18 protein-coding genes are annotated in these 15,928 nt (G+C 46.3%); 9 read left to right on the top strand and 9 right to left on the bottom strand.

The genetic code is table 11. From position 1 onward, the window contains the following. Window positions 1-69 precede the first annotated feature (69 nt). Entirely contained in the window at window positions 70-717 is a 648-nt protein-coding gene (locus tag KFE96_RS06440; protein WP_255835158.1) for a hypothetical protein, read from the top strand. 2 nt (window positions 718-719) lie between these two features. Then, entirely contained in the window at window positions 720-1,214 is a 495-nt protein-coding gene (locus KFE96_RS06435; RefSeq protein ID WP_255835157.1) for a hypothetical protein, read from the top strand. Window positions 1,215-1,229: 15 nt separating this feature from the next. On the opposite strand, the gene KFE96_RS06430 is transcribed toward KFE96_RS06435, so the two are convergent. Beyond that, a complete protein-coding gene (locus KFE96_RS06430; protein WP_255835156.1) occupies window positions 1,230-1,775 on the bottom strand; it encodes a hypothetical protein in 546 nt (181 codons plus the stop codon). Between the two features lie 290 nt (window positions 1,776-2,065). Between KFE96_RS06430 and KFE96_RS06425 the strand changes: the two genes are divergently transcribed. Then, window positions 2,066-2,644: a TetR/AcrR family transcriptional regulator gene (locus KFE96_RS06425; protein WP_247015166.1), complete on the top strand. Its 579-nt coding sequence runs from the start codon at window positions 2,066-2,068 to the stop codon at window positions 2,642-2,644. Window positions 2,645-2,877: 233 nt separating this feature from the next. Here KFE96_RS06425 and KFE96_RS06420 read toward each other — a convergent pair whose 3' ends face one another. Beyond that, the gene (locus KFE96_RS06420; protein WP_255835155.1) at window positions 2,878-3,432 is read right to left on the bottom strand and encodes a PAS domain-containing protein; all 555 of its coding nucleotides are present in this window, start codon (window positions 3,430-3,432) and stop codon (window positions 2,878-2,880) included. Between the two features lie 145 nt (window positions 3,433-3,577). Further along, on the bottom strand, window positions 3,578-4,174 hold the full coding sequence (locus tag KFE96_RS06415) for a hypothetical protein (protein ID WP_247015170.1): 597 nt from the start codon (window positions 4,172-4,174) through the stop codon (window positions 3,578-3,580). A 266-nt stretch (window positions 4,175-4,440) separates the two neighbouring features. On the opposite strand from KFE96_RS06415, the gene KFE96_RS06410 reads away from it, so the two are divergent. Further along, complete coding sequence (locus KFE96_RS06410; RefSeq protein ID WP_255835154.1) at window positions 4,441-4,806, top strand: DUF962 domain-containing protein; 366 nt, start codon at window positions 4,441-4,443, stop codon at window positions 4,804-4,806. A 74-nt stretch (window positions 4,807-4,880) separates the two neighbouring features. On the opposite strand, the gene KFE96_RS06405 is transcribed toward KFE96_RS06410, so the two are convergent. From KFE96_RS06405 to KFE96_RS06395, 3 genes are all read right to left on the bottom strand, one after another. After that, on the bottom strand, window positions 4,881-5,549 hold the full coding sequence (locus tag KFE96_RS06405) for a TetR/AcrR family transcriptional regulator (protein ID WP_255835153.1): 669 nt from the start codon (window positions 5,547-5,549) through the stop codon (window positions 4,881-4,883). Between the two features lie 548 nt (window positions 5,550-6,097). Further along, window positions 6,098-6,790, bottom strand: coding sequence for a LytTR family DNA-binding domain-containing protein (locus tag KFE96_RS06400; RefSeq protein WP_255835152.1), 693 nt, complete (start codon window positions 6,788-6,790; stop codon window positions 6,098-6,100). Further along, window positions 6,783-7,829 (bottom strand): sensor histidine kinase, encoded by a 1,047-nt coding sequence (locus tag KFE96_RS06395; protein WP_255835151.1) that lies wholly within the window; start codon window positions 7,827-7,829, stop codon window positions 6,783-6,785. The genes KFE96_RS06400 and KFE96_RS06395 overlap by 8 nt, the downstream gene beginning before the upstream one ends. A gap of 556 nt (window positions 7,830-8,385) precedes the next feature. On the opposite strand from KFE96_RS06395, the gene KFE96_RS06390 reads away from it, so the two are divergent. Beyond that, complete coding sequence (locus KFE96_RS06390) at window positions 8,386-9,537, top strand: PepSY domain-containing protein (RefSeq protein WP_255835150.1); 1,152 nt, start codon at window positions 8,386-8,388, stop codon at window positions 9,535-9,537. A gap of 53 nt (window positions 9,538-9,590) precedes the next feature. On the opposite strand, the gene KFE96_RS06385 is transcribed toward KFE96_RS06390, so the two are convergent. Then, window positions 9,591-10,220 (bottom strand): FMN-dependent NADH-azoreductase, encoded by a 630-nt coding sequence (locus KFE96_RS06385; RefSeq protein WP_255835149.1) that lies wholly within the window; start codon window positions 10,218-10,220, stop codon window positions 9,591-9,593. A gap of 137 nt (window positions 10,221-10,357) precedes the next feature. Here KFE96_RS06385 and KFE96_RS06380 point away from each other — a divergent pair, with 137 nt between their 5' ends. Next, window positions 10,358-10,993 carry an ABATE domain-containing protein gene (locus KFE96_RS06380; RefSeq protein WP_255835148.1) on the top strand — a complete coding sequence of 212 codons (636 nt, stop codon included), beginning with the start codon at window positions 10,358-10,360 and terminating at the stop codon, window positions 10,991-10,993. Here the strand turns inward: KFE96_RS06380 and KFE96_RS06375 are convergent. Further along, entirely contained in the window at window positions 10,990-11,595 is a 606-nt protein-coding gene (locus KFE96_RS06375; protein WP_255835147.1) for a TetR/AcrR family transcriptional regulator, read from the bottom strand. The genes KFE96_RS06380 and KFE96_RS06375 overlap by 4 nt on opposite strands. Before the next feature lie 132 nt (window positions 11,596-11,727). On the opposite strand from KFE96_RS06375, the gene KFE96_RS06370 reads away from it, so the two are divergent. Together KFE96_RS06370 and KFE96_RS06365 are read left to right on the top strand one after the other, a co-directional pair. Continuing rightward, entirely contained in the window at window positions 11,728-12,720 is a 993-nt protein-coding gene (locus tag KFE96_RS06370) for a sterol desaturase family protein (protein WP_255835146.1), read from the top strand. Then, window positions 12,717-13,067 (top strand): hypothetical protein, encoded by a 351-nt coding sequence (locus tag KFE96_RS06365; protein ID WP_255835145.1) that lies wholly within the window; start codon window positions 12,717-12,719, stop codon window positions 13,065-13,067. The genes KFE96_RS06370 and KFE96_RS06365 overlap by 4 nt, the downstream gene beginning before the upstream one ends. On the opposite strand, the gene norR is transcribed toward KFE96_RS06365, so the two are convergent. Then, entirely contained in the window at window positions 13,053-14,576 is a 1,524-nt protein-coding gene (gene norR, locus KFE96_RS06360; RefSeq protein ID WP_255835144.1) for a nitric oxide reductase transcriptional regulator NorR, read from the bottom strand. The genes KFE96_RS06365 and norR overlap by 15 nt on opposite strands. 166 nt (window positions 14,577-14,742) lie before the next feature. On the opposite strand from norR, the gene hmpA reads away from it, so the two are divergent. Next, a complete protein-coding gene (gene hmpA, locus KFE96_RS06355) occupies window positions 14,743-15,921 on the top strand; it encodes an NO-inducible flavohemoprotein (protein ID WP_255835143.1) in 1,179 nt (392 codons plus the stop codon). The last annotated feature ends 7 nt before the right edge of the window (window positions 15,922-15,928 follow it).

Genomic DNA, 15,928 nt, shown 5'->3' with positions numbered 1-15,928 from the left:
TGAAGCTCCAGCTTACCGCTCCTACATTAGTTTATAGCGAGGAAACAAAAAAAGCGTAACGGGGCGCGCATGATATCAGCAATATTCGAAGCCTTCTTCTTGGCTACTATTCCTGTGGGAATCTTCAGTTTTTTCCTGCTTGGCTGGGCTCTTAAACAGGGCACGCTCAAGCATTTTGAAACGCGTGAAGAACTAAAAGCCCAAATGGAGCAGATGAAGGAGGAAAAAAAACAGAAAAAAGAAAAAGGTGAAAAAACCGATCACGGCGACTTCTTCATCAACAAATGGATGACATTCGGTGGCGGTTTTTATGGTATCATGGCCTTCTTCACATACGTGGTGATAGAGCTTCAGGAAATTTGGGAATTCATCACAAACCTTAGTAAGATCGCCTATATATTCAGCAATCTTGGGCTTGATCTACTAATCCAGTTTCTTCTCAATTCTCTCTATAATTTCATCGCAGCGATTATATGGTTCATTACCTGGGGCCGCGTTATTGAAGATCATATCGTTATCTGGCTCGCGATGGCTTATCTTGGCTATTATATCGGCTCCAAGCAGGTTTCCCAATATAGCCATCATGTTTGGCCTGCCCTTGCACGCTGGCGCGATAGCACCACAGAAAAAGCCAAAGGCGAATGGCAGAAGCTGCAAAATGCCCAAAAAGCTAAACAAAAGACTGAATCTGCCCCTAGTGAGCCGCAAGAGAAATAGTTATGATTAATATCGTTGATATATTTAAAGCGGCGCTTCTTATAGGTGTGCCATTATTTGCCTTCACCTATGCCATACACTGGTGGGCTTTGAAAAAAGGCCACATTACACCTTTCAACCATCACAGCGAAGTAGAACAAGAACTGGAAGAAAATGGCGACAGCAAACCTGGCTGGCTTATGGAAAACTGGGTGACATTTGGTGGTGGTTTTTATGGCACCATGGCCTTTTTTACATACCTGTTCATCGAACTTGGCCAGCTTTATGAAGTGGTTGGAAAGCTATTGAATAATGGCTTTAGCATTGAATATCTCATCAAGCTTGCCGTGGAAGAATTTGTTGATGCCATCCTTAATCTCGTCAATGCTTTCATCTGGTTTAACTATTGGCCGGATGTATTTGATATGGCATTTCCACTTGGCTGGCTTCTGGTAGCTTACGGCGCATATTGGTTAGCAGTACAAGCTGTTCGAGGGCGTTTCGCCACGAGCAGCTAACCTACCCAAAAGAAATCATTCTTTCGGTGTACCCGTTTTGCTTTCCACGCTGACATAAATAAGCAATTGAGTAATTTTACCCGCCTCATCAGCAAGAGGTATATTCACCGAGCGACTGGTCCAAAAAGGCTTTGATGGGTGGACTTCCTGTGCATCAGCCAAAACATTGGCTCGCTCTCGGACAGCAAGCTTCGCGGTCTCAATACAGCGGTACCCCACACCACTGGGATGATCCATAACCTTCATGCCAGTGCTTGGGCCAAAAATGGCATCAAGATCACTACCGGATACCCTTAGGACACCATCTTCTACATTACCTGATGCATCATATAGCAAATCGATCAGCGCTATCTTCGGTAAATACTTTTGAAAATCTCTTGGCGTAAAATCGGTTCTCGTCGCGAGACGTTGCCCCTCAGTCTTCACTCGGAAAAATTTCATGATTTCCTGCCCCGCCAAGCTGGCGCGTGGGTCATCCACTCCTGATGCCAGGCTTACGGAAAAACCACCTACATCACTCGTTATACGAGGAGGCCGATTTTGAAAGTCATCTGAATTCATAGCGCATTTCTATTTAAGGTTAACAAAAATTAACCATGTTAAGAAAGCACTGTCAAACCTACTTAAGTAAAAAATTTATAAAAATATCAAATATTTATAATAACTTACGTCAAACACTGCCCAAGAGTCAGCATTTCAGCCAATTACAGGCTTTTTTGGCAACTACGGTACCCACACTCATATAAACAACACCTAAAAGCGCATTCCACCTGACTTAACTATTCGAGATTTGACTTTTAGGCATTTGCCTTCAGATAATAAGAAAACTCCAAGCGCTTTAGGAAACAATTTTGGCTAAACCACAAAAACATCGGGATGCTCTCGTCGAAGCTGCGGCTGAATTATTCTGCCGGCAAGGCTTCGCTGCGACGGGCACCAATGCCATTCTGGAAAAATCTGGAGCCCCGAGAGGCAGCCTTTATCACTACTTTCCCGAAGGCAAGGAAGAGATCGGCGCGGCTGCGGTGGAAGCTGCAGGTAAAACACTTACCAACGCCATCAAAAAAATTGGCGAAGAGCTACCTACAGCTGCTGATTTTGTTGTGGAATATGCTACCCTTCTCTCTGAATGGATGGAACGATCTGGCTACAGAAACGGGAACCCCATTTCCACGATTGTATTAGAGACCGTACCTCAATCTGAAATGATTACCCCAGTTGCCCACCGTACACATGAAATCTGGATCGAACATGTTTGCGAAATGCTCGCGCGCGAAGGCTGGCCTGAAGAACGGCGCAGGGCTACTTCTCGGCTTATCCTTTCAGCTTTTGAAGGAGCACTGGTAGCAGCTCGCGCATCCAGAAGCAGCGAACCGCTGATGTCTGTAGCCAGTGAAATGGCAATTTTCCTGAAACCAAAAGACCTATAAAAAGCAAAAACACGGAACCCCTTGGCACCGTGTTTATCACTTTTTCCCTCTGTGGGGATTTTTAGCTGTCGAAACTCAGGTTCTTTCCTCTGAGTATCTAGCTAGCAGGCTAGAAACTCTTTGTCGTGACCCTTGCGGTAAAATGCCCTTTGTTCGCGATAAACGGATGTTAGTATTTAAATACCCTGTTTAACGTTGTTTTACACTTCTGTCAGAGGGCTATTTTGACATGATTAATTAACAGATCCCGGTTCACACCTTAGCACATCGGTAAAGACCAGCACCTGGGTAACATTTTTGTCCTCCGCATCAGAAAAAGGTACATAAAGGGCTGTTACATCCCAATTTGGCCGTCCACGGTTAAAAGCTGCCGAACGTGCAACTGTTATCGTGCGTTCCTGAATGCAATATTCTGTAACGCGCTTGAAACGTTCAAGTGCCGCAACACCGTGAAAATCACTCAACTTCTGCCCGGTACCATCGCCGTAAACGGCAGAAACATCCGTTCCCATAAGCCTGACATGCGCTTCACTGATGACCTGCCCTGTTGAGCCCTCTGTGAATTCACATTCAAGCAACATGAAATATGTAAGATAACTACGCAGTTCAGCAGGGTTCAAATCCCGACGCTGGTTAAAAGACCGACCAAGCTTCTTGGAATTGAAATAAGCGGCAACGTCTTTTAAATGATTACTGGTATCCGGAGCATGATGATCAGGCCAGAGATGAATTTCATCTTCGGCTGGATCTGCTCCATAAAAGTTTGCCATCGCATCAAAAACCGACACGCTCGTCCCCCTAACGCACCTACAAGAATCACCTTGAGTTGAGTGTGTCGGGAAAAGCTTTATAACTTATTAAGATAATACGGCGAACGTATAGAACTTAGAAATCAACAAAGAAATACTAACATAACCTAATATTTTCAATAAGTTAACTCCACAAAGCAATACCAGGCAGCACGCGAAAACGGTCCTCAACTGCGCAAGGTTCCCCTAAATCTATCACAGGTTTGTAAAGCTCTTGCAGGGTAGTAGCTGTGAACATAACCAGCATACCGTGTAAGCCATCCTTATGCCTTAGTGGATAATAAGCCTTATCTGTGGTTAGAAACGTGCCATCAGGATACTCAAGTGCAGTATGAGAAAACACAGGCTTGGAATGCTTTTCCGCTAATAGCGCATTATCTCGCAGATATTCTTTACAAACCAACAACGGGAATTCAGTAAGCAATTTACCCGTCATCTCGAACCCGAGCATTGAAACAAGCCCACTGCCCATAAGCCTGAAACGAAAATCTATATCAGATAAACCAGTTCTGACCTCCGGCGGGAATACATCCCATATCATAAGGTTTGGCAGAATTTCTGGCGGAATAGCAGAAGGGTCAAAGCTACTGCGCTGTATCATGCCCTGTTCCGCTATGCTGGCCAAATAATCGGCAAATTCGAAATGCAGTGAGCTTTCAGGCAGCACACTGGGATCTTCGATTTTGCGTATTATGGCCTCACGGTGCAGCTCAGACGGCATCGTTATCCCCTCAAGAGACGTAACCATGAATTCATTCAAAAACTGGAAATAAGAGGCGGCTACAGGAAAATTTCCCAACCAATAAACCTGTCGCTATCCCGCCATTTTTCACGGCTTCGCTTTTTTGTACACGGCTGAATAGTCTCATTTTTAAGTAGAACTGTCAAATCTACGAGCTTTTCCACGCAAATATACCAGCGAAGTTATTTGACAAAATTATCAATAAACGCCACCATTGCGGCACCTTGGGAAAGATGGAGGGCACCATGGCTGATGAACGAAAATATAAAACTTTTGAAGAGTTTTATCCCTTTTACCTTTCAGAGCACAGCTTGGCTGCTGATCGCTTTATGCATTATATCGGCACCACAATCGTGATTGGCCTTGTGGTTAGTGCTATCCTCACCGGAAAATACTGGTTGATTGCCGCAACACCAGTGGCAGGGTATGCGTTTGCCTGGTTCGGGCATTTCGTGATTGAAAAAAACCGCCCTGCTACCTTCACATATCCATTCTGGAGTTTGATGGGCGATTTCAAAATGTATTTTCAGGCCCTCACAGGCACACTGCCTCGTGAGCATTTCATCACGAAGAAGGATACGTCTTCACCGGAAATGAAAACTGCTGAATAAATATATTCAAAGCCGAAGATAAAAAAAGCTGAGCATCAGTGCTCAGCTTTTTTATTGGGTCATTTATTTATACCTTAATTCCAGCTCATCAAACTCACACGGAAATGCCGCATCAAATTAACATGTAGTGTTTCCCCACTGCTGGCATATTTACGGTAGAGTATGGCTTCTCGGGCAATCGTGAACGTTTCAAAAAACGCTCCCACAATGCAGTTTACATCATATTTAGCGAGAACATCATCATGCTTTTTAAGATGCTCTGCATACCTGCCTAGTGCCTCTTCCAGCCGCTGATTAAAGCCCGTGTATGTACCCGCAGGAGAAGTTTTTGCAGCGATATCAAGCGCCCGGATAACACCTCCACGCTCAGTACAGAGACGCATTAACAAACTTACCATTATCTGGGCGGCGTTCGGTAGCAAACCACGGCATAACTCAAGCTCGTGAAGCAAGCTATCAACCGTCAATTCACATTCCTGCCCTAACCTGCCATCAAGGCAGTGCAGAAGCGCTTCTTTATCCTGAAACCGATTATAGAAGGAGCCAACAGATGCATCGGCCTCTTTTACAATATTTTGTACAGAAACCTCATGCCAGTGACCATCATCAAGCAGTTGCTCGGCTGCATCCAGAAAACGGAAAAATGTTTTTTCAGATCTGTTTTGTGCTGGCTCGTTAACCCACTCACCATATAGCCAAGCACCATCCCCATTGCGTTCAAAAGCCGCAGAGTGTGCACCCATTTCTTAATTCCTAAATTAAGTTGCCCCAAACGGTAATAGCAGTGGCCGCTAAGCTCCCAATGACCATATTTGCAGGATACTGTGTACCCAAGCCTGCAAACGGCCACTGCCAACTCTAAACTCACTCAAAACATTCTCTCGTGCAGGAGAATTTAATATCACCACACGAGCGGCTTCATGCCAAAACACAGCAGGTAACATGTTGGTGGGGGCGCCGTGTAAATGGCAAAAGCACTCGCCATTCAGCAACAACGCTATCCCGCACCAAAACACCCTTTAATTGAGTGTCAGCCAACTCCAAGAAACGCCGTGAAATCTTGTATTTCGTATAAAATAGAATTTAAATTCTAATTTCAAGAAAAAAAATATAAAACTTATAACTCATTGTTATTTCTTAATTTACTGAAGAAGCTGTTTTTGAATTAATGTCGCGCTACGCGTGCTTACCGAAAAAATCCGCAGCAAACGCACAGCATAAATCAGGTCACGCAAAAATTGCGCTCACACTGACGTACAAGTTTTGTGAAAAATGGCGAACACCCAGATGATTAATTCATCACCTTGGCAAGCAAACCATCCTTGAAAGCTCGCCCTATTGGGATAGAACCACTGGCGGTAAACAGCTGGTTACCGGAGATACGCTCTACATAATCCATATTCACGATATGTGATTTATGAACCCGCACAAATTTTTCCTGCGGCAGGCGATCAGCCCAACTTTGAAGTGTTCCGAGAATATAGTGCCGAGCATCAGCTGTATTGATATGCAGGAAGTTCCCGTCCGACGCTATGTGAACAAGCTTATCCAGATCAAGCCGAAGATAATCACCATCCACCTTGATAAACAGGGATTTTATTTCTTCCTGCGGCGGCGTCTGAACATCCTTCTCATCAGGCAGGCGGTTAAGCGCTTCTTCAAACCGGTCGAAGGAAAAGGGTTTTAAAAGATAATCAACCACCGCAAGTTCAAAGCCCTCCACAGCATGTTCGGAATATGCGGTGGTTACGATAACGTGTGGTGGGTTATCCAGCGATTTAAGAAAAGAAAAACCATCCATTTTGGGCAAGTGAATATCCAGAAACAGTACATCTATCTCATCTGTACTTAGCACCACGGAAGCTTCCGCAGCACTGGAACAGGTAGCGACCAACTTAAGCCCGTCAAGGCGGGTGATATAGTTTTTAAGCACGCGCTGTGCTGGCAACTGATCTTCAAGGATAAGACAACGAAGCTTAGTCATGGCCTATCCCTTTTGTCTTCAACGGCATTTCCAGCTCAAGCACATAAACATCGCCATTCCTACCGTGGGTAAGAGAAAACTCTCTGTCACTTAAAAGCTCAAGCCTGCGGCGCACATTCGCAATCCCAACGCCTTTTTCCTTTACTCCTTCACTTTCCGTACGGTGGTCTTCATCAAAGCTATTCTCTGTTTTTAGGATAAGCTTATCTTCCCCCGCCTTAATAGAAATACGAATTTCAATCCCTTTGTCCTGAGTATCAAAACTGTGCTTGAAACAGTTTTCCACAAGAGTGATAAGCACGAACGGCAGGATAAATTTCCCCTGTGTGTCGCCTTCAATATGCAGATCAATAAACCCTCTACCTTCAAGACCCATTTCTTGAATAGAGATATAGTTATTGATAGAGGCCAATTCCCGTTCAAGCGGCACTAAATCCTCACTGCATTCATAAAGCGTGTAGCGCAGTAAATCCGAAAGCTTCAAAAGCATATCCGGGGCTTTGCCCGTATCTGTCAGTGAATGGGAATAAATGTTATTCAACGCATTAAAAAGAATATGCGGGTTAATCTGAGATCTAAGGAATTTAAGCTCACTTTCCATCTTTTCGCTATGCGCCGCCACCAGGTTTTCCTGTGCTTCCTTTGAATCCCACGCCAGCTTGATAAAGGTCATCACTGCAATCATTGGCAGGGTTTCAATGGCCATATAAATCACCCCAGTGACAGACCAGGGATCTGCCCCTCGGGTATAGGGAAAGAAAAACGGTTCAATCACCCCTTCTTCAAAACTTCCAAACACCGCAAAGGCCAGCACCGCAGACAAGGTAAAGAGCGCATATTCGCCTTTATAAAAAAACCGTGGCAACAACACGTACAGCAACAGCACAGCTAAAAGGCCACGGAAAACCATATAAACAGCTTCACCCACATGCAGATGTGGTTGCTCATGAGAGAAGACAATAAGCAGTAGGGTCGAAAGCCAAACCAGCCCGATAATATATGTATCTGTTTTCCAGTTTTTAGGGACAAGTCGCAGCAAACCAAGTTCCTTTTCTAATTCCCAGACAAACTATTTGAACGAAAGATTATTTAACAGGCAAAGAATGATATCCGCACTCCATTGTGGATAAACAACAGTAAAGAAATGACCAACAACTTTTCATCCAGTGAAAGCCTCTGTTTGTCCCTTAGATACTGTCGGTGATCAAAGCATACCTTATCTTCACAGCCCAAGCGTGCTTCTTCACTGTTGCTGGTGCAGTAACCAATCAGCATCGGAGAGGATATCAGAACAAAGACAGAAATATTCTGTGTAGCAATCACTGGTGGGAAGTAAACGTGCCCAAACACGATCTGCAACTCTTGTCAGTGGTGAACCAGTAGCGAGTTAAGTTACCAGATGGCGTTTGCACTTTGCCGTTTCTGTTTTTGTTCAAAAGGATACCGATCCGAAATGTGATGTTTGCATGCTTTAACCCGTTCCCTCAATGGGGCTTGCAGACATCGCTTGTGGGGACAAGAGGAAACTGAAGGGATACTGCACCAGTTCCATCTATGGGAAACATAGAAAGCAGAACACGACAAGCGAGGATACCATGGCGCGCGCTTCCACTAAACGCGGTTTCACCTTTAAAGATTTTCTGGTGAAGCTGCATCTTTATCTGGGTTTAACTCTAGGCCTTTTATTTGCTCTTCTAGGGCTAACCGGCTCTATGCTGGCCTTCGATGATGAAATCGTACGCCTGATGAATTCAGATAAACTTACATCGGTTGAACAAGGCCATATGCTAAGTCTTGAGGAAGCAACCCTTCATATGCAGAACTGGGCAGAAACACACGACACCAAAGGCGAACTGGCCGATATTCAACCACCTACTGGCAGTGACGGTGTTTATAGCTTCAATTACCGCGAAGGGCGCCGAAATGTTGGCGCCTATAAAATGGATGCTTATTCAGGCGAAATTCTAGGTGAATTCCATTTTACAGATACCTTTATGTTCACCGTGATGCAGTTCCACGAAAAATTCCTCGCGGGCGGCACCGGGAAAACCATCACAGGCATCACGGCAGGGACCGCATTTTTCATTCTGCTATCTGGCTATATTCTGTGGTGGCCAAAAAAACGCCGTTTCAAACAGGCTTTTAAAATCAAATGGAACGCCAATACCATGCGCGTGCTTTTTGACAGCCACAAAGCTTTTGGCGCAGCACTTGGGCTTGTGATGATCGTAAGCGCTTTCACAGGCTTTACCATGGCTTTCCCTGAAGTGTTCGAAGCACCAATCTCGGCTTTTTCTGAGCGCACACAATTTCAAGGACCATTCGAATCCAAAGATAGTGGCGGCGAACCACTTTCTCTCTCCGCACTGGTAATGTTGGTGGATGAACGCTACAGCGGCGGCACTATTACAGACATTCGCCTACCAAGAGAGAGAACAGCAACCTACCGCCTTGAAGTGAAGCACACTGGTGATATTCACGAAGACGGCGATACTATTTTGTTGCTTGATCAATATACCGGGGCAGAGCTTATCAACTGGTCACCTTCACAAATGACGGCGGCTGATAGTTTCTTTAACTGGATGCGCCCACTGCATGAAGCACAGGCTTTTGGCCTTATCCACCAGATACTGTTTGCCATCGCAGGCCTGCTTCCACCGTTTTTATATGTAACAGGTGTGTGGATGTGGCTGAAAAAACGCAAACTGAACCGCAAACCAAAACGCACCGCCGCCGCAGCAGCATAAATAAAAGTGAAGGCGCAGGCCGCAGGTTCCCGCGCCTTCATACCACCTTCCCTTTAGGTGATATTTTTCGCAAGATTGATTGAACGCTCTACCGCTTCTTGCTCATCCCCCTGAGGGTCAGCTGTTAACAGAGACGGTTGGAAGCGATTCACTCGGATGTTCGTAATACCCACCAGATCAAACCACCAGCTTAGGTAAGTTGAATGGAAATCCTGCCCATACCGGGAAGGAACACCCGGTGCGAACACACCAGCTGTATAGAAAGCAGCCGCTCGCTTATTTTCTAAAAGGCCGAAGTAACCATCTTCTGGTGTGAAACCGAACAGAAGGCCCGGCTGGGTGATAATATCCAGATACTGTTTCAGCTTATAAGGCACACCGCCATTCCACATTGGCACCGCAAATACATATTCATCAGCCTCAATAAACTGGTTAGTAATTTTCACGATTTCATCCCAGGCGCTTTCAAGCCCGCTATCCAGTTCACCAACGCCGAAAAAGGTCATTTTCGCAGCGGCTTTATCACCATCAAATTCCGGCAGGTTCGCTTGCCACAGGTCAAGCCTTACCAGCTCAATTGACGGATCATCCGCCAGGCGCTGGTTTACATATGCCTCAGCAATTTTAGCGGTGTGTGAAGTTTCCTTACGCGGGGAAGCGTTCACATAAAGAAGTTTGGTCATGGTTCTATCACTTTCATACATGGTTTAAACAAATAACCTTTAAAAACATATTTTGACAGTTATTAACTGAATAGTAACTTGTCAAGAGCCACTTAAGAGGTTACTCATCACAGGTAAGTGACCAACAGGAGAGCCCCTTGGCGACAAACGAAAGACCAGATGCATTTTTTGTAGCGGAACACACGGCGCTTGATTTTCTCAACACCCGCTGCGCACCTTCCGGCACTGAGTTTGACTGGCTATCCAGTGGGGAAGACATTACGAACTGGCTTATGCAGGCTGGCCTGCTGACCGATGAAGAACACACACATGTGAGGAAGGCTTTCTCAAAAGCCGTTCTTGATAAAACCGCAAAAACCGCGCGTAACCTGCGCGAATGGCTGCGCGACTACCTAGAGCGCTATAAAGAAAATGGTGTTCATTTTACGGATGCTGATGCTCAACTTAAGCCCCTGAATGATATTTTGGCGTTACCCGTTAAATATCAGCACCAATTAACCAACTCAGGGGAACAGGGTGCCCTTTCCCTTGCTCGGAACCGCCAGATCGAAACAGCAGACAGCCTTTTAGTACCAATCGCAGAAGCCATCGCTGACCTATTGATTGATGAACATTTGGAATTAATCAGGAACTGCGAAGGCCCGGCCTGCCCGCTCTGGTTTTACGACCGCACTAAAAACCACCAGCGCCGTTGGTGTGTTATGGAAATTTGCGGTAACCGCGCCAAAGCCGCTGCTTACCGTGCCAGAAAAAAAGCACAAGCCGAAGCTTAATTCCCATTCGCTAAGCGCCATAAAAGTTCGAAGTATGCTTTACCGCTAGTGCGCAGGTCATCCTTCGCACCCGCTGATAGCCACCGCAAGATTACGCGGGAAGCTGCACCTGAACTGATATCCTGTAATAACGTCAGATCAAGCGCGCTAGGTAGTTCACCAGCCGCTCGGGCTTCCTTAAGCACATCTTCGTACAAATCCTGAAATTCAGCCTGCGCGACAGACGCACGGTTCACCCAGAAAATGGGCGGCAGGTTCATAAACACAAGCTTCGCTATCACGGGGCGTTCTGCGTAAAATTCAAACTGGGTTGAAGCCAGCGCGTTAAGCTTGGCCTTCAGCCCCTCCGCTGTGCCTGACCGCTCCTTAGCGAGTGCCGTGAGTTCCTCCATATCCGGTTCGATACAGGCAAGCAGCAGCTCTTCCTTGTTGCCGTAATATTTATAAACCGTTTGAGGGCTTACCTTCGCACGTTTGCAGATATCCCTAATCCCTACACGGTGAAACTCGTCTTCGCTGAACAACGCAAGAATAGTTGCCCGCAAACTCTCCAGAGCTTCCGGTTTAATTTTACGCTTATCTGATTTCAGTGTTTGTTCCAAAAACAGCTCCTGTTTCACCCTCTTTCTTTAACAGCACAAGCCACAGAAAACAGGATTTTCTTGCTATATCTATCATCTTTTGTTTATTATCGGAAACAATGTTTCCATTTATTTACTTGGGAGGGCAAAGAAATGGATACGGCCAACGAAAATACAAAAGCGGAAAACACCACCTTTGTTCGTGAACTTGCGGCACGGCTGATTTTCCCCATCTTTATGACAAGCTGCCTTCTTGCTGTTTATGCCCTTTTGCAAATCGGCGTGCATGAAGGTTTGGCGGTTTTTTATGTGTTATTCCCTGGTGCACTTGGCATCTGGCTTCTGGAACATGCTCTTCCCTTCCGCAAAAGCTGGAACCAGAATGATGGTGATGTAAGCACAGATTTTATTCATATGGTGGTTGCCCAAATCATCATGCCGCGGCTGTTAAAACCCCTATATCTTGCCACTCTGGTATCCGGTTTGGCCTATCTAATCGGGGAGAGAGCACCCTCGCTTTGGCCGCATGATTGGCCACTTATAGCGCAACTGTTCCTCATGCTGCTGGTTGCTGAATTCGGCCGTTACTGGGTTCACCGCTGGGCTCACGAAATTCACTGGATGTGGAAGTTTCACGCCGTGCACCACAGCCCTAACAGGCTGTATCTTTTAAACGCAGGACGCTTTCATCCCATTGAGAAAATCTATTTCCTGATCCCCGAGGTTGTGCCCTTCCTTGTGCTTGGTGTGAACACAGAAACCACCGCTCTTTATTTCGTATTCAACGGTATCCACGGCCTGTTCCAGCACTCGAACATTTATCTGAAACTGGGCATGATGAACTATATTTTCTCCATGACCGAGCTTCACCGCTGGCACCATTCAAAAGCCATCGAGCAGAGCAACACCAATTACGGCAACAACCTGATTGTTTGGGATATTATTTTCGGCACCTTCTTTTGGCCAAAAGAAAAGGAGGTAGGTTCTATCGGGCTCCACAACCCCGAGTACCCCAAGGATTACTTAGGCCAGCTAACTGCGCCCTTTAATGGAGACATCGACAAGCCAGCTGATTACGGTGATCGCCCCGAATATTATGAAGAACTCGCCCTCTCTGAACTACCACTTGCGGAGAAAAAATCATGAAAGCTCTGCGTATCTACAGCATCATCTATTCGGCTCTGCTGTTCATAGGGGAGACGATTGTTGTGCTCACTTCCGATAAATTCTGGCCCCTTTCACTGGATGATTATGTGGCAATCACCCTATTTCTCTATGCACTGCGGTCGCTGAATGAAATGAAAGGCAAGCTGCTTCAGTTCGGCGTCTGGGCCTATATGTGCGGTAAGCTCTACACCATGTTTTTTATTCGCATTGATCCCACAACTGGCGAGGCAGAACGCATTCTGCCGCTGTTCATTTTACTTTTGGCATCCATCGCAGGATTGATACTCTCCCTGCGCAGCTTCAAAGAAGAACTATCTGAGCCCTAACCGTTTCATAGTGCGCAGAAGATTGCTGCGGTCCACCCCAAACGAACGCGCCACCGCAGACAGGTTATCGCCATAATATTCAAGCCGGTCTGCTATCAGCTGTCGCTGGTAACCATCCACCAATTCTCGCATATCTTTGCTGTGATCCTTAGCTTGGATAGGCATGTCAGGCTCTAATGCCTGATGCACCCCATTCTCCAGTGCTAGGTGATGATTTCCAACGGTTACCATATCAGCACCCGTTTGATCCCGGCTTGCCTTCAGTGTTGCCCGACTAAGGATATGCTCGAGCTCTCGCACATTACCGGGCCAACTATAAGAAAGCAGGCTTTCAACCGCACTGGCAGAAAGCCGAACCTTACCAAGCCCCAAGCGGTGCTGGTTCTTTTCCAGGAAATAGCCCGCGAGCAACAAAACATCTTTACCGCGCTCCTTGAGCGCAGGTACAGGAAGCGGGTAAACGCTCAAGCGGTGGTACAAGTCTGCCCGAAAACGCCCCGCCTTCACTTCTTCCTGCAGGTTCCGGTTGGTGGCTGCGATAATTCGTACATCAACGGAGATAATCCTATCGCTCCCTACCCGCTGGATTTCACCACTCTGTAGCGCCCGTAGAAGCTTGGCCTGTACCCCAAGCGGTAATTCACCCACTTCATCAAGAAACAGCGTTCCACCATCAGCCAGTTCAAACCGACCACTTCTGTCAGTAACCGCGCCGGAAAAGGCACCTTTCACATGGCCGAACAGCTCACTTTCCACAATATTTTCAGGGAGTGCCGCGCAGTTAATCTGCACCAATGCTTCACTTGCTCGGCCCGACTGATCATGAATTTGACGCGCCACCAGTTCCTTACCAACACCGGTTTCACCAGTGATCAATACAGAGAGCAAGGACGGAGCAACGGTTTCAACATCTCCCACCAACGCCTGCATGGCATCACTTTCACCGATCATATGATCCTGCGCTTCCGAATGCATCAGAGACTGGGCGATTTCATGTTGCTGGCTGGCTTTTGCTTCCAGTGCTTCAATATGCAGACTGGTTTTAATCGCAGCAGCAACGGCTGCTACATAGGCCCTTGTTTCTGTGGGATTAAGAGCATCAAACGTGCCTGCTTTCATCGCATCAAGGGTAAGTACGCCCCAAATATCACCATCCACATAGATGCTGGACCCCATACAGTCATGCACATGAAGCTGTTCGCTATCCGCCACCAAACCATCATACGGGTCTGGCAACTTGCATTCCGCTTCAAAGCGAACTGGCTGATCACTCTCAAGAATGTTTTTCAGGCGCGGATGTTTTTCCACATCAAAGCGGCGCCCCATCACCTCTTCGCTCAACCCTTTGGCAGCCAATGGCACCAGCATATTCTGCTTTAACTCAAGGAGAACAACTGCATCGCATTCAATGGCTTGGGCGATAGCATCAATCAGGCGCTCATACCGCTCCGCTGGCTTGAGCGCCTTACTCAGGTCTTCAACAATACTGATAAACGGTAACATACTCATGCGGGTTCATTTAACACACCCTGAGTTATTTTAACATCCCATTAAGTAAGTTAATTTAACCTCACCAGCATGTTCCGATCATATAAACCCCAGAGATACCGCCAATCCTGAAACTGGCACGTTTGTTGTTATGTAATTGTCAGTTTAATGCTGTGAGAGTGAAATTATGTTAGATCAAAACACTATCGATATTATCAAAGCAACTGCCCCTGTAGTGGCTCCTAAAGCTGATGAAATTACATCCTGCTTTTATCCCCTGATGTTTGAGCGCTATCCTGAGGTAATTCCGTATTTCAACCAAACTCACCAGTCCAAAGGCTCCCAACCTAAAGCACTGGCGAATGCAGTGGTGGCATATGCACTCCACATTGAAAACCTTGGTGCTCTTGATGGTGCGGTAAAGCAAATTATCCAGAAGCACTGTTCACTTGGCATCCAGCCTGATCATTATAATATTGTTGGCGAATGTTTGCTTGCAGCCATCAAAGAAGTGCTTGGTGATGTCGCCTCTGATGACATCATCGAAGCATGGGGCAAAGCATACGGCCAGCTCGCGGGTATTCTTATTGATGCGGAAGAAGGTCTTTATGCTGCAGGCGCCAGCAAAGAAGGCGGTTGGCGCGGACTACGCGAATTTATCATCAAGGATAAAGTACGCGAAAGCGATATCATTACATCTTTCTATCTTACACCGAAGGATGGCGGTGCTGTACCAGCTTTTGAACCGGGCCAGTTTATTGCGGCACTTTTCAACATTGATGGTCAACATGTTCGCCGCAATTACAGCCTTTCTGATGCACCGGGTAAAAACTATCTCCGTATCAGCGTAAAACGGGAGGAACATGGTTTAGTTTCAAACCATCTACATAACAATCTGAACCAAGGCGACAGCATTGCTCTTATGCCTCCGTTTGGTGAGTTTACCCTGCGTAAGAATGACAAACCCCTTGTACTGGTAACAGGCGGCGTTGGCATTACACCTGCGATCAGCATGCTGAATACCGAAGCAGCGACAGGCCGTGAAATTCACTTTATTCACGCGGCCCTGAACAGAAACACCCACGCCTTCCGTGAACATGTACAAAACACAGCGGCAGAACACACCAACGTAAAGCCTATCTTTGTATATAACGAACCAACAGCAACATGCGCACCACATGCCAAAGGCTTTATCACCAAAGAAATGCTTGAAGCACAAATTCCATCCGATCGGGATGTTGAATTTTATTTCCTTGGGCCAAAGCCTTTCATGCAGTCTGCGCTGAAAATCGCGAAAGAGCTGAATATTCCAGAAAGTCAGATTCACTATGAATTCTTCGGCCCGGCGGAAGATTTGGCTGCTTAACCCCTAT

The organism is Kordiimonas sp. SCSIO 12603, assembly GCF_024398035.1.
Taxonomy (GTDB): domain Bacteria; phylum Pseudomonadota; class Alphaproteobacteria; order Sphingomonadales; family Kordiimonadaceae; genus Kordiimonas.
The sequence above is the reverse complement of the archived record's forward strand: the minus strand, read 5'-3'. Positions and strand labels throughout refer to the sequence as shown.